This is a genomic window from Streptomyces sp. CLV115 (assembly GCF_038448545.1).
GTDB lineage: Bacteria > Actinomycetota > Actinomycetes > Streptomycetales > Streptomycetaceae > Streptomyces > Streptomyces sanglieri.
The window spans coordinates 20,632-34,838 of sequence record NZ_JBCEWQ010000044.1 but is presented as its reverse complement, the minus strand read 5'-3'; the positions used below and the strand labels follow the sequence as shown (position 1 = coordinate 34,838).

Here is a 14,207-nt window from a genome sequence, read left to right as displayed (position 1 = left end):
CACCGTCACTTCTTCGCGGCCGCGCACTCCGCGCAGGTGCCGAAGATCTCCACCGTATGGGCGACGTTCACATACCCGTGCTGGGCGGCGATCGTCTCCGCCCACTGCTCCACCGCGGGCCCCTCGACCTCCACGGCCTTGCCGCACATCCGGCACACCAGGTGGTGATGGTGGTCTCCGGTCGAGCAGCGGCGGTACACGGACTCGCCGTCCGTGGTGCGCAGCACGTCGACCTCCCCGGCGTCGGCCAGGGACTGGAGGGTGCGGTAGACGGTGGTGAGCCCGACCGAGTCGCCGCGGTGTTTGAGCACGTCGTGCAGCTCCTGGGCGCTGCGGAACTCGTCCACCTCGTCGAGCGCCGCCGCCACCGCCGCCCGCTGCCGGGTCGACCGGCCGCGTACCGGAGCCGCGTTCGTTCCACTGATCGGCGCCGTCGCCACAGCAGCCTCCTCGTGTCGCCCGTACTTGTGTCGGGCCATTGTGCCAGCCCGTCCGGGCGTCACGGTCAGATCCGGAGCTCGTCCGGGGCCGGACGGGTGGCCGGTACTTCCAGGGTGCACTCCTCGGACGCCGCTTCGCTCCGGCGGGCGCGGCTTCTGGCCAGCGGGGCCGCCAGCAGCGTCAGGGCGACGAAGACCCCGATGGCCAGCAGCACGATCGTCGCGCCGGGCGGGACGTCCTGGTAGTACGAGGTGACGGTGCCGGCCAGGGTCACCGCGGTACCGATGGCGACCGACAGCACGAACGTCACCTTGAAGGACCGGGAGATCTGCTGCGCGGCCGCGACCGGGACCACCATCAGGGCGCTGACCAGCAGCAGCCCGACGACCCGCATCGCGACGGTGACGGTCACCGCCGCCGTCACGGCGACCAGCAGGTTCAGCGCGCGTACCGGCAGCCCGGTGACCCGGGCGAACTCCTCGTCCTGGCTGACCGCGAACAGCTGGCGGCGCAGCCCCAGCGCCACCAGCAGCACGAAGGCGGCCAGCACGCAGATCGAGGTGATGTCCTCGGAGGAGACCGTGGACAGGGAGCCGAAGAGGTACGAGGTGAGGTTGGCGTTGGACCCGGTGTCGGAGAGGTTGATCAGCAGCACACCGCCCGCCATGCCGCCGTAGAACAGCATGGCCAGCGCGATGTCGCCGCGGGTGCGTCCGTACCAGCGGATCAGTTCCATCACGACGGCACCGGCGACGGCCACCGCCGTGGCCATCCAGACCGGGCTGGTGGAGAGCAGGAAGCCGAGGCCGACACCGGTCATCGCGATGTGGCCGATGCCGTCGCCCATCAGGGCCTGGCGGCGCTGGACGAGGTAGATGCCGACGGAGGGCGCGATGACGCCGACGAGCACGGCGGCGAGCAGGGCCCGCTGCATGAAGGGAGGGTCGAGGAATTCCATGGTCAGCTCAGCAGTCCCGTCCGGACGGGCTCGGAGGCCGCGTGGGGGTGTACGTGGTCGTGTCCGGGCAGCGCGTGCTGGCCCAGGGCCTTCGGGGGCGGCCCGTCGTGCATCACACAGCCGTCGCGCAGCACGATCGCGCGGTCGATCAGCGGCTCCAGCGGGCCGAGCTCGTGCAGCACGAGCAGCACCGTGGTGCCGGCCGCGACCTGCTCGCGCAGGGTCGCGGCGAGGATCTCCTGGCTGGCCAGGTCGACGCCGGCCATCGGCTCGTCCATGATCAGCAGCTCGGGTTCGGCGGCCAGCGCGCGGGCGATCAGCACCCGCTGGTGCTGCCCGCCGGAGAGGGCGTTCACCGAGTCCCCGGCGCGGTCGGCGAGGCCGACGAGCTCGATGGCCCGGTCGACGGCGGCCCGGTCGGCCCTGCGGAGCAGGCCCAGCCTCGTACGGGACAGCCGTCCGGAGGTGACGACCTCGCGGATCGTGGCGGGGACGCCGCCGGCCGCCGTGGTGCGCTGGGGCACGTAGCCGATCCGCGCCCAGGAGCGGAAGCGGCGCAGCGGGGTGCCGAACAGCTCGACGGAGCCGCCGGTGAGCGGGACCTGGCCGATGACGGAACGTACGGCGGTCGACTTGCCGGAGCCGTTGGCGCCGAGCAGGGCGGCGACCTCGCCGCGGTGGACGGTCAGGTCGATGCCGCGCAGCACCGGACGCGCGCCGAGGGTGGCGGTGGCGCCCCGCACGGTTATCACGGGGTCGGTCGTGGTGCTCCCGGTCTCGGGCATGTGCGCCTCCGATGCTGCTGTGGCGGGGGGTACGAGAGTCACTTCGCGCCGAGCGCCTTCTGCAGGGCGGCGAGATTGGACCGCATGACCTCGATGTAGTCGGCGCCCTTGGACTTGGGCGTGATGCCTTCGAGCGGGTCCAGGACGTCGGTCTTCAGGCCGGTGTCCTTGGCGAGCGTCTTCGCCGTCCTGTCGCTGGCGAGCGTCTCGAAGAACACGGTGGTGGCCCGGTCCTTCTCGGCGATGGTGTGGATCTCGCTGATCCGGGCCGGGCTGGGCTCGGCCTCGGGGTCGACCCCGGCGATGCCCTCCTGGGTGAGGCCGTAGCGCTCGGCGAGGTACCCGAAGGCGGAGTGGGTGGTGATGAACGTCTTGGTGGCGGTGTTCTTCAGGCCGTCCGCGTACGCCTTGTCCAGCGCGTCGAGCTTGCCGACCAGCGCGGCCGTGTTCTTCCGGTAGTCCGCGGCGTGGCCGGGGTCGGACTTCTCCAGGGAGGCGCCCACGCCCTTGGCGACCTCGGCGTACTTCACCGGGTCCAGCCAGATGTGGGGGTCGGCGCCGGCCTCGTCGCCGTGGTGCTCGTGGCCGTGCTCCTCGCCGCCGGCCTCGGTGCCGTGGTCCTCCAGCGTGGTGAGCTTCGCGGCGTCGACGGCGTCCTTCGCGCCGGACTGCCCGATGGCGTCGTCCACGGCGGGCTGGATGCCCTTGAGGTACAGGATGTAGTCGGCGTCGGTGAGCCCGCCGATCTGCCGCGGGCTGAGCTCCAGGTCGTGCGGCTCGACGCCCGGCTTGGTCAGCGTGGTGACGGAGACGTGTTCCCCGCCTATCTGCTCGGCCAGGAACTGCATCGGATAGAACGAGGCCACCACGTCCAGCTTGTCGCCGTTCTTGTGGTCCGCGGTGTCCGAGGAGGAGCAGGCGGTGAGCGCGGTGAGGCCGAGGGCGACTGCTCCGGCGACCGCGGCGGTAGGTATGAGGCGGCTGACGTTCATGACAGTCATTTTCAACAAAACTGGAAACGATTGTCAACAAGGCTTATGAGATGACTTCCCGGCCGACGGCGCCGGTACCGATTTGATCCAGGGGCCGTCCCCGCCGGTAATCTGAGTCATTCGCCCGCCCGTCTCCCGAACACCACCCCCCACCGAGGCGCTTCGCGCCGCACCCTGTCCCATTTCGTCGCAATGAAGAGAGCACCGTGGCCGCCGACAAGATCGACTCCATCGTCAGCCTGAGCAAGCGCCGTGGCTTCGTCTACCCGTGCAGTGAGATCTACGGCGGTCAGCGCGCCGCCTGGGACTACGGGCCGCTGGGTGTCGAGATGAAGGAGAACCTCAAGCGCCAGTGGTGGCGCTACATGGTCACCTCGCGCGAGGACGTGGTCGGTCTCGACTCGTCGGTCATCCTCGCCCCCGAGGTCTGGTCCGCCTCCGGCCACGTCGCCACGTTCACCGACCCGCTGACCGAGTGCACCTCCTGCCACAAGCGCTTCCGCGCCGACCACCTGGAGGAGGCGTACGAGGAGAAGCACGGTCACGCGCCCGCGAACGGGCTGACCGAGCTGAACTGCCCCAACTGCGGCAACAAGGGCACCTTCACCGAGCCCAAGCAGTTCTCGGGCCTGCTCTCCACCCACCTCGGCCCGACCCAGGACTCCGGCTCGGTCGCGTATCTGCGTCCCGAGACCGCCCAGGGCATCTTCACCAACTTCGGCCAGGTGCTGCAGACCTCGCGCAAGAAGCCGCCGTTCGGCATCGCCCAGATGGGCAAGTCGTTCCGGAACGAGATCACTCCGGGCAACTTCATCTTCCGCACCCGCGAGTTCGAGCAGATGGAGATGGAGTTCTTCGTCAAGCCGGGCGACGACGAGGAGTGGCAGCAGTACTGGATGGACCAGCGCTGGAACTGGTACACGGACCTCGGCATGCGCGAGGAGAACATGCGCTGGTTCGAGCACCCGGCGGAGAAGCTCTCCCACTACTCCAAGCGCACCGCCGACATCGAGTACCGCTTCCGCTTCGGCGGCAGCGAGTGGGGTGAGCTGGAGGGCGTCGCCAACCGCACGGACTACGACCTCAAGGCGCACTCCAAGGCCTCCGGCACCGACCTGGTGTTCTTCGACCAGGAGGCCGGTGAGCGCTGGACCCCGTACGTCATCGAGCCGGCGGCCGGTGTCGGCCGCGCGATGCTCGCCTTCCTCCTCGATGCCTACATCGAGGACGAGGCGCCCAACGCCAAGGGCGTCATGGAGAAGCGCACCGTGATGCGTCTCGACCCGCGTCTGGCGCCGGTCAAGGTCGCCGTCCTGCCGCTGTCCCGCAACCCGCAGCTGTCGCCGAAGGCCAAGGGCCTCGCGGCCGACCTGCGGAAGAACTGGAACATCGAGTTCGACGACGCGGGCGCCATCGGCCGCCGCTACCGCCGTCAGGACGAGATCGGTACGCCGTTCTGCGTCACGGTCGACTTCGACACCCTCGACGACAACGCGGTGACCGTGCGCGAGCGCGACACCATGAAGCAGGAGCGCGTCTCCCTGGACCAGATCCAGGCCTACCTCGGCGCCCGCCTGATCGGCTGCTGACGTATCGACCGCACCGACGAAGCCCCCGGTTCCCCGTACGGAACCGGGGGCTTCGTCGCGCACCGGGCGCCCCCACCCAGGAGGCCCCCGATGCCGTCAATGACACCGGCGGGGTCACCCGATGCGTCCACGTGCGCAAGTCGGGGTGCGGCGGCAGCCGGGCCGGGACACCTGCGGCCGGGGCGAACGGGTGCGGTGCCCGCCCCGCCCCGGTCCGGGGCCGGGAGCATCCGGCCGAGGCCCATCGGGCGACCGTCGGCCCGTCCGGCCGACCACCCGGCGCGGGAGCCGGGCCCAAAAGCCGGTGCGGGTGCGCACCGGACCGGGGTACGGTTCCGGCATGTCTTCGTTCTTCCAGATCTACGAGTGAGAGCGCGGCGGGTTCGACCACCCGCCGCCCACCGGACCCCTTCCAGGTCGCCTGAGACCTCACTTCGCACTACGAACCGGAGAACGCCGTGGCCAAGAGCCGTAACAACCTTCTCGGTGTGGGCGGACAGCGCAAGAAGCTGTCCCGCGCCGATCAGCAGGGCGCGGGCGGCGCCCGCAACACCGACCGCAAGGCGGCGGCCGACCAGAAGCAGGAGCTGCTGCGCAGGATGCGCGAGCGCGCCCAGTCCGGCACCGCCCCCGAGGCGGCCCCGGCGGACGGTGCCGCGGACGCGTCCGGGCAGGACGCCCCGGCCGAGAGCTGACGCCTCCTCACCACCCGTACGACCGTGGGCCCGGATCACCTCGTGATCCGGGCCCACGCCCTTGTCCGCGCCCCGTGACCGCCCCGCGCTCACGCCACCCTGCGCGGCAGCCGCAGGCTCAGCAGCGTCGTCAGCACCACCGCGGCCAGCTGCACCAGCAGCGTCACGGCCAGCGCGTCCCGCATCCCGGCGCCCGGGACCAGGGCGAGGAACAGCGTGCCGAGCGTGGCGACCCCCAGGGCCAGCGCGGCCTGCTGGGTCGTCGTCATCACCCCGCCGCCCACCCCGGCCCGCGCGGCCGGTACGTCGGAGAGCACGATCCGGAACAGGACGGGCAGCTGGAGCCCCTGCCCGAACCCCGCGATCGCGACCCCCGGCAGCAGCCCCAGTGCCCCGAGACCGGACCACTCGCGCCACACGGTGATCGCCAGCACCAGCACCCCCGTCGCCTGGATCAGCCCGCCGGCCGTCACGACCCGGCTGCCGTACCGCAGGATCAGCCGCGGACCGGCCAGCGACGCCACGAAGAACGCCGCCGCCATCGGCGCCATCGACAGCCCGGCCGCGGCCGGACCCAGCTCCAGCCCCTGCTGGAGGGCGACCGCGATGACGAACATGAAGCCGCCGAAGCCGATCGAGAACGGCACCACCAGCGCCAGCCCGCGGCGCAGCGACTCCAGCCGCAGCAGGCTCGGCGGCACCAGCGGGGTCAGCCCGCGGCGGTCGGCCCGCCGCTCCACCCGGTAGAACGCGTAACCGGCGAACGGGAACAGGGCCAGCGAGACCCAGGTCCACAGCGGCCAGCCCGCGGCGCGCCCCTCCGTCAGCGGGGCGAGCAGCGTCACCAGCGACACGGTCAGCAGCAGCGTGCCCGGCACGTCGACCGGCGCGGGCCGCTCGGAGCGGGTCTCCGGCACGGCGCGGGCGGCCAGCACCAGCCCCACCGCCGCCACCGGAACGTTCACCAGGAACACCGAACGCCAGCCCGCGCTCTCGCCGAACACCGACGACAGCGGCGCGGCGGCGACGAGGACACCGCCGAGGATCTGGCCCGCCACCATGGAGAGTCCGGCCGTCGCCCCGTACAGGCCCATCGCCCGGGCCCGCCGGTGGCCCGACGTGGCCGCCTGGATGGTCGCGAGCACCTGCGGCAGCATCAGCGCGGCCGCGGCGCCCTGGGCCACCCGCGCCGCCACCAGCGTCCAGGCGTCGGGGGCGAGGCCGCAGGCGAGCGAGGTGACCCCGAAGGCGGCCATGCCCAGCAGGAAGAGCCGGCGCCGCCCGGCCATGTCCCCGAGCCGGCCGCCGAGGACGAGCAGCACGGCGTAGGAGAGGCCGTAGCCCGCGACGACCAGTTCGAGCAGGGCGGGGCCCGCGGCCAGATCGTGGTCGATCGTCGGCAGGGCGACGTTCACGATGAAGAAGTCGATGAGCGGCAGCGCCGCACCGAGCAGCACGGTGAACAGTCCGAGCGCGCCGAGCACCGGATCGGGGTGGTCGTGCCGCACCACGGCGTCGGCGGTGGCGGAGGGTTGCGTCCGTACAGTTGATTCACTCACGCCATCGAGAATCGCGGCCTTACCAGCCTGGTACCAGAGTGTCTTTATCCTGGTACAAGGAGCACCTGGCAGAGCGCCGAGCGGTTCGGCAGGCTGGAGGCATGGCGACGATGGCGAGCGAACTGCCCGAGGTGCGCGTGGTACCCGGGGTTCCGCCGGCCCAGGGGCGCGGCGGGCCCTTCGAGCCCGATGTCCGGCGGCACGAACTCGCGGACTTCCTGCGCAGCCGCCGTGAGCGCATCACCCCCGAACAGGTCGGCCTGCCCCGGGGCCGCCGCAGGCGCACCCCCGGCCTGCGCCGCGAGGAGGTCGCCCAGCTCTCCGCCGTGGGCGTCACCTGGTACACCTGGCTGGAACAGGCCCGCGACATCCAGGTCTCGCCCCAGGTGCTCGACGCGCTGGCCCGCGCCCTGCTGCTCGACCGCAGCGAGCGCGGCCATCTCTTCTCGCTCGCCGGCGCCGTCGACCCGTCACCGGGCGCGGACTGCCCGAGCGTGACCCCGGGGCTGCGCGAGATGCTGCGGCAGCTGGACCCCATCCCGGCCTGCATCCAGAACAGCCGCTACGACATCCTCGCGTACAACCGGACCTACGGCAGGCTGCTCTGCGACCTGGAGGCGGTCGCCCCCGAGGACCGCAACTGCATGATCCTCGCCTACACCGACGCGCAGTGGCGCTCCTCCGTCGTCGACCTTCCCGAGGTGCTCCGGCTGATGGCCGCCAAGTTCCGCGGGGCGATGGCCGAGCACCTGGCCGAGCCCGCCTGGAAGGCGCTCCTGGGGCGGCTGGAGGAGTCGTCCGCGGAGTTCCGGGAGATCTGGGCCCGGCACGAGGTGGTCGGCGCGGGCAGCCGGACGAAGGTCTTCCGCAACGCCCACGTCGGACTGCTCCGCGTCGAACACACCGACCTGTGGCTCGGCCCGTCGCGCGGGCCGCGGATGGTGACGTACGCGCCCGCCGACGAGGAGACCAGGGAGCGCCTCGAACGGCTTCAGGCCTTGGAGCCCGCCGACGTCTGATTCCCGGCCGGGACGTCCGCCGGCCGCTCCAGCCGCTGCGCGGTCCGCAGCGCCGTCCCCCGCGCCCAGCGCCCGCTGGTCAGGGCCCCCACCAGCAGGACGCACAGCCCGCAACCGGCGAGGATCCACCAGGCGGGCGTGCTCGCGTCCACGAAGGCCTCGGCGTAGGCGGCGCCGCGCGGCGACCCGGTGCCGGCCACCCCGGCCGCCAGCACCGCACCGATCACGGCGACCCCCAGCGTCCCGCCGATCTGCCGGCTGGTCGAGGCGACCGCGGCCGCCACCCCGGCCTGCGAGCGGGGCATCCCGGAGACGGCCGTGTTGGTGATCGGCGCGTTCACCATGCCGAAGCCGAGGCCGAACAGCACATAGCCGGTGAACAGCAGGGCGTTGTCCGTCTCCGCGTCGAACGCGGCGAACAGCAGCCCGCACGCCGTCATGGCCACGCCCGCCACGAGCAGCGAGAGCCGGGGCCCGCGGTTGCCGACGAGCCGCCCGGACAGCGGTGCGCAGACGAAGGTCAGGGCCGCCATCGGCAGCATGTACAGACCGGCGTGCAGCGCGCTCAGCCCGCGCACGTTCTGCAGGTACAGGGTGTTGAGGAAGAGGAACCCGCTCAGTGCGGCGAAGGCGCTGACCGCTATGACGGTGGCACCGCTGAACGGGGCGCTGTGGAAGAACCGCAGATCGATCAGGGGCTCGGCCCGCCGGGGCTCGTACAGCAGCAGGCCGACGAGCGAGCACGCTGCGAGCGCCGCGAAGGCCAGGATGCGGGCCGAGGTCCACCCGGCCGAGGGCGCCTCGATGATCGCGTACGTCAGTGAACCGAGCAGCGCCATCACCAGCAGCTGCCCCACCGGGTCGGGCCGGCGCGGCTTCGGGGCGCGGGACTCGGGGACGTACCGCCAGGTGAGCAGCAGCGCGGCGAGGCCGACCGGCAGATTGATCCAGAAGATGGACCGCCAGCCCACCGAGTCCACCAGCAGACCGCCGACCACCGGTCCCGCCGCCATGGAGATGCCGACGACGCCGCCCCACACCCCGATGGCACGGGCCCGCTCGCGCGGGTCGGTGAAGGTGTTGGTGATGATCGACATCGCGACCGGGTTGAGCATCGAGCCGCCCACCGCCTGCACCATCCGGAACGCCACCAGGGACTCCAGGTTCGGCGCCACGGAGCAGAGCAGCGAACCGAGGGTGAACAGGACGAGCCCGATCTTGAAGATCTTCCGGCGCCCGATCCGGTCGGCGGTGGAGCCCGCGAGCATCAGCAGCGAGGCCAGTACGAGGGTGTAGGCGTCGATCGTCCACTGCATGCCCGCGACGGTGGCGTGCAGTTCCTTCTGCATGGACGGGAGGGCGACGTTGAGCACGGTGTTGTCGAGACTGACGATCAGCAGACTCATGCAGCAGATCGCCAGTACCAACTGCCGGCGGCGGTGGCTGAGCTCGGGCATACATGGATAGTACGGTTAACTAATGAAATCCGCTGCCGGGGAGCCCCGATCCGTACGCGACAATGGAGCAATGACCACGCTCGCCCCCTCGCTCCCGCTGCTCCGGATCGGCCCGCACACCGTGCAGCCGCCGGTGGTGCTCGCCCCCATGGCCGGCATCACCAACGCCCCTTTCCGCACCCTGTGCCGGGAGTTCTCCGGCGGCAAGGGGCTGTTCGTCAGCGAGATGATCACCACGCGGGCGCTGGTCGAGCGCAACGAGAAGACCATGCAGCTGATCCACTTCGACGCGAGCGAGACCCCGCGCTCGATCCAGCTGTACGGAGTCGACCCGGTCACCGTCGGCAAGGCCGTCCGCATGATCGTCGACGAGGACCTCGCCGACCACATCGACCTGAACTTCGGCTGCCCGGTCCCCAAGGTGACCCGCAAGGGCGGTGGCTCGGCGCTCCCGTACAAGCGGCCGCTGCTGCGCGCGATCCTCAACCAGGCGGTCTCCAACGCGGGTGATCTGCCGGTCACCATCAAGATGCGCAAGGGCATCGACGACGACCACATGACCTACCTGGACGCGGGCCGGATCGCGGTCGAGGAGGGCGTCACGGCCGTCGCCCTGCACGGCAGGACGGCCGCCCAGCACTACGGCGGCACCGCCGACTGGGACGCCGTCGCGCGTCTGAAGGAGCACGTCCCGGAGATCCCCGTCCTCGGCAACGGCGACATCTGGTGCGCGGACGACGCCCGCCGGATGATGCGCGAGACCGGCTGCGACGGTGTGGTCGTGGGCCGGGGCTGCCTGGGCCGTCCCTGGCTCTTCGGCGACCTGGTGAGCGAGTTCGAGGGCACGGGGGCGCGGCAGGCGCCGGGGCTCCGCGAGGTCGCCGATGTGATGCTGCGGCACGCGACGCTGCTGGGGGAGTGGATCGGCGACGAGACGCGCGGCGTGATCGACTTCCGCAAGCACGTGGCCTGGTACCTCAAGGGCTTCTCGGTCGGCTCGGAGATGCGCAAGAGGCTCGCGGTCACCTCCTCGCTGGAGGAGCTCGGCGGACAGCTGCGGGAGCTGGACCTGGACCAGCCGTGGCCGGACGGCGCGGACGGGCCGCGCGGGCGCACCTCGGGCAACAACCGCGTGGTGCTGCCGGACGGCTGGCTGAAGGACCCGTACGACTGCGCGGGCGTGAGCCCGGACGCGGAGCTGGACACCTCGGGCGGCTGAGGGGGTCCGCCCGGTCTTCCGGGCAGCTCTCGGGCACGCGGCGCCACAGGCACCGCGTGCCTCTTCTTTTACCTCGCTCATGTGAGCGCAGTATTCGGCCGGAATCGGCGGTGGTTCGGTCGGGACGCGACTCGAACGAGTCGGAAACGGGCGTCGCGCGGTGACTCCGCCTCCCCTTGGTTCCGTATTGGTGATCGCGACGTGACGGGCGGTTGCCGATCGGGCGTCCGGATGGTGACATCTGAGCGTCGACCGTAGAGTGATTCTCGCCACCCTGAGAGCCGATGCGCTCAGATGAGCGCAATTTTGAGAGCTGCATTTCTCAAATGATGGCACTGGGTGCCAAGGGCCTCCACTTTGATCGATCGACGCTTCCGCTGCGTAGCGTCATCAAAATGGCGGATTTCCGTGGCTCTCGGTGTTTATGTGTTCAAGAAGTGAACGAATGCTGCCGATCGGGCTACGGATCGCGTCACTTTCGATCTGCTGGCGGACGGGTGGTTGAGGCCTCATGACGCACAAGTGGACGTACCCAGACACCTTCGATCTGGGTATGTTCCTCGCCGTCAGGGCAGCCACCGCGTCCTCGAGGAGTCGAGACCCGTGTCGGAAAACAAAGATCCCCACGTAGCCACCCCGGAATCCCCGGAGCTCAAGGGCGAGAAGTTCGTTTATGACTTCACCGAGGGCAACAAGGATCTGAAGGACCTCCTCGGCGGCAAGGGCGCGAACCTCGCCGAGATGACCAACCTCGGGCTTCCCGTCCCTCCGGGATTCACCATCACCACCGAGGCGTGCAAGGTCTACCTGGAGAGCGGTGAGGAACCGACCGCGCTCCGCGCCGAGGTCAGCGCGCATCTCGACGCCCTCGAAGCACAGATGGGCAAGAAGCTCGGCCAGGCCGACGATCCGCTGCTGGTCTCGGTCCGCTCCGGCGCGAAGTTCTCGATGCCCGGCATGATGGACACGGTCCTCAACATCGGTCTCTCCGACGAGTCCGTGGTCGGTCTCACCGCCCAGGCCGGCGACGAGCGGTTCGCGTGGGACTCCTACCGCCGCCTCATCCAGATGTTCGGCAAGACCGTCCTCGGCGTCGACGGCGACCTCTTCGAGGAGGCGCTGGAGGCGGCCAAGGAGGCCAAGGGCGTCACCGTCGACGTCGACCTCGACGCGGCCGACCTGAAGAAGCTGGTCAAGCAGTTCAAGAAGATCGTCGCGCGGGACGCCGGACGCGACTTCCCGCAGGACCCGCGCGAGCAGATGGACCTGGCCATAAAGGCCGTCTTCGACTCGTGGAACACCGACCGGGCCAAGCTCTACCGCCGCCAGGAGCGCATCCCCGGCGACCTGGGCACGGCCGTCAACGTCTGCTCGATGGTCTTCGGCAACCTCGGCCCCGACTCCGGTACGGGCGTCGCGTTCACCCGCGACCCGGCCAGCGGCCACCAGGGCGTGTACGGCGACTACCTGCAGAACGCGCAGGGCGAGGACGTCGTCGCCGGTATCCGCAACACCGTGCCGCTCGCCGAGCTGGAGTCGATCGACAAGAAGTCGTACGACCAGCTGATGCAGATCATGAAGACCCTCGAAACGCACTACAAGGACCTGTGCGACATCGAGTTCACCATCGAGCGCGGCCAGCTGTGGATGCTCCAGACCCGGGTCGGCAAGCGCACCGCCGGTGCCGCCTTCCGGATCGCGACCCAGCTCGTCGACCAGGGCCTGATCGACGAGGCCGAGGCGCTCCAGCGGGTCAACGGCGCGCAGCTGGCGCAGCTGATGTTCCCGCGCTTCGACGACGACGCGAGGACCGAGCTGCTGGGCCGCGGCATCGCCGCCTCGCCGGGCGCCGCGGTCGGCAAGGCCGTCTTCGACTCGTACACCGCGGTCAAGTGGTCCCGCTCCGGCGAGAAGGTCATCCTGATCCGCCGCGAGACCAACCCCGACGACCTCGACGGCATGATCGCGGCCGAGGGCATCCTGACCTCGCGCGGCGGCAAGACCTCGCACGCGGCCGTCGTCGCCCGCGGCATGGGCAAGACCTGTGTCTGCGGCGCCGAGGACCTTGAGGTCGACACCAAGCGCCGCCGGATGACGGTGGGCGGCCGGGTCGTCGAGGAGGGCGACGTCGTCTCCATCGACGGCTCCACCGGCAAGGTGTACCTCGGTGAGGTCCCCGTCGTGCCGTCCCCGGTCGTCGAGTACTTCGAGGGCCGGATGCACGCCGGCGCCGACGACGCCGACGAGCTGGTCGCCGCCGTGCACCGGATCATGGCGTACGCGGACCGGGTGCGCCGGCTGCGGGTGCGGGCCAACGCCGACAACGCCGAGGACGCGCTGCGGGCCCGCCGCTTCGGCGCCCAGGGCATCGGCCTGTGCCGCACCGAGCACATGTTCCTCGGCGAGCGCCGCGAGATGGTCGAGAAGCTGATCCTCGCGGACACCGACGCCGAGCGCGAAACCGCGCTGGAGGAGCTGCTCCCGCTCCAGAAGGCCGACTTCATCGAGCTGTTCGAGGCGATGGACGGACTGCCCGTCACCGTGCGGCTGCTCGACCCGCCGCTGCACGAGTTCCTGCCCGACATCACCGAGCTCTCGGTACGGGTCGCGCTCGCCGAGTCCCGCAAGGACGCCAACGAGAACGATCTGCGCCTGCTCCAGGCCGTGCACAAGCTGCACGAGCAGAACCCGATGCTGGGCCTGCGCGGGGTACGCCTCGGGCTCGTCATCCCCGGTCTGTTCGCCATGCAGGTACGGGCGATCGCCGAGGCCGCGGCCGAGCGCAAGAACGCCAAGGGTGACCCGCGCGCGGAGATCATGATTCCGCTCGTCGGCACGGTCCAGGAGCTGGAGATCGTCCGCGAGGAGGCCGACCAGGTCATCGCCGACGTCGAGGCCGCCACCGGCACCCGGCTGAAGCTCACCATCGGCACGATGATCGAGCTGCCGCGCGCCGCGCTGACCGCGGGCCAGATCGCCGAGGCCGCGCAGTTCTTCTCCTTCGGCACGAACGACCTGACCCAGACGGTCTGGGGCTTCTCCCGCGACGACGTGGAGGCCTCGTTCTTCACCGCGTACCTGGAGAAGGGCATCTTCGGGGTGTCGCCGTTCGAGACGATCGACAAGGACGGCGTCGGCTCGCTGGTCCGCAGCGCCGTCGAGGCCGGCCGGGCCACCCGCCCGGACCTGAAGCTCGGCGTCTGCGGCGAGCACGGCGGAGACCCGGAGTCGGTGCACTTCTTCCACGAGGTGGGTCTGGACTACGTCTCCTGCTCCCCCTTCCGCATCCCCGTCGCCCGGCTCGAAGCGGGCCGTGCGGCGGCGGGCTCGACCGGCAGCGACAGCCGCTGAACCGGCACCGGGTCCACCGGCTCCGTGAACCTTCGACGCGGTGAATCCATGACCCTTTGACGGAGCCGCCGTCGGCCGGGCACCACCCTCACCGGCCCGACGGCGACTCCGGAACACCCGAGGACGGCGGCACCCTGTGCGG

General features: G+C 70.7%; 11 protein-coding genes. 5 read left to right on the top strand and 6 right to left on the bottom strand.

Annotated features, from left to right (window positions below):
- Positions 1 to 5: 5 nt before the first annotated feature.
- The 4 genes from AADR41_RS17470 to AADR41_RS17455 form a co-directional block, all read right to left on the bottom strand.
- Positions 6 to 440 (bottom strand): Fur family transcriptional regulator, encoded by a 435-nt coding sequence (locus AADR41_RS17470; protein WP_266733149.1) that lies wholly within the window; start codon positions 438 to 440, stop codon positions 6 to 8.
- Between the two features lie 65 nt (positions 441 to 505).
- On the bottom strand, positions 506 to 1,399 hold the full coding sequence (locus tag AADR41_RS17465) for a metal ABC transporter permease (RefSeq protein WP_342282335.1): 894 nt from the start codon (positions 1,397 to 1,399) through the stop codon (positions 506 to 508).
- Positions 1,400 to 1,401: 2 nt separating this feature from the next.
- Positions 1,402 to 2,184, bottom strand: a complete 783-nt coding sequence (locus tag AADR41_RS17460) for a metal ABC transporter ATP-binding protein (protein WP_342282334.1) — start codon at positions 2,182 to 2,184, stop codon at positions 1,402 to 1,404.
- A gap of 38 nt (positions 2,185 to 2,222) precedes the next feature.
- A complete protein-coding gene (locus AADR41_RS17455; RefSeq protein ID WP_342282333.1) occupies positions 2,223 to 3,176 on the bottom strand; it encodes a metal ABC transporter substrate-binding protein in 954 nt (317 codons plus the stop codon).
- Between the two features lie 206 nt (positions 3,177 to 3,382).
- On the opposite strand from AADR41_RS17455, the gene AADR41_RS17450 reads away from it, so the two are divergent.
- Both AADR41_RS17450 and AADR41_RS17445 read left to right on the top strand, forming a co-directional pair.
- Positions 3,383 to 4,765 (top strand): glycine--tRNA ligase, encoded by a 1,383-nt coding sequence (locus AADR41_RS17450; protein ID WP_342282332.1) that lies wholly within the window; start codon positions 3,383 to 3,385, stop codon positions 4,763 to 4,765.
- Positions 4,766 to 5,223: 458 nt separating this feature from the next.
- On the top strand, positions 5,224 to 5,460 hold the full coding sequence (locus AADR41_RS17445; protein WP_342282331.1) for a DUF6243 family protein: 237 nt from the start codon (positions 5,224 to 5,226) through the stop codon (positions 5,458 to 5,460).
- A gap of 89 nt (positions 5,461 to 5,549) precedes the next feature.
- Here AADR41_RS17445 and AADR41_RS17440 read toward each other — a convergent pair whose 3' ends face one another.
- Positions 5,550 to 7,019, bottom strand: a complete 1,470-nt coding sequence (locus AADR41_RS17440) for an MFS transporter (RefSeq protein ID WP_446751063.1) — start codon at positions 7,017 to 7,019, stop codon at positions 5,550 to 5,552.
- Positions 7,020 to 7,120: 101 nt separating this feature from the next.
- On the opposite strand from AADR41_RS17440, the gene AADR41_RS17435 reads away from it, so the two are divergent.
- Positions 7,121 to 8,038, top strand: a complete 918-nt coding sequence (locus tag AADR41_RS17435; protein ID WP_342282330.1) for an MmyB family transcriptional regulator — start codon at positions 7,121 to 7,123, stop codon at positions 8,036 to 8,038.
- Here the strand turns inward: AADR41_RS17435 and AADR41_RS17430 are convergent.
- Positions 8,011 to 9,495, bottom strand: coding sequence for an MFS transporter (locus AADR41_RS17430; RefSeq protein ID WP_342282329.1), 1,485 nt, complete (start codon positions 9,493 to 9,495; stop codon positions 8,011 to 8,013). The two genes, AADR41_RS17435 and AADR41_RS17430, sit on opposite strands and share 28 nt — an antisense overlap.
- 70 nt (positions 9,496 to 9,565) lie before the next feature.
- On the opposite strand from AADR41_RS17430, the gene dusB reads away from it, so the two are divergent.
- The gene (gene dusB / locus AADR41_RS17425; protein ID WP_342282328.1) at positions 9,566 to 10,714 is read left to right on the top strand and encodes a tRNA dihydrouridine synthase DusB; all 1,149 of its coding nucleotides are present in this window, start codon (positions 9,566 to 9,568) and stop codon (positions 10,712 to 10,714) included.
- 603 nt (positions 10,715 to 11,317) lie between these two features.
- Positions 11,318 to 14,065: a pyruvate, phosphate dikinase gene (ppdK, locus tag AADR41_RS17420; protein WP_342282327.1), complete on the top strand. Its 2,748-nt coding sequence runs from the start codon at positions 11,318 to 11,320 to the stop codon at positions 14,063 to 14,065.
- The last annotated feature ends 142 nt before the right edge of the window (positions 14,066 to 14,207 follow it).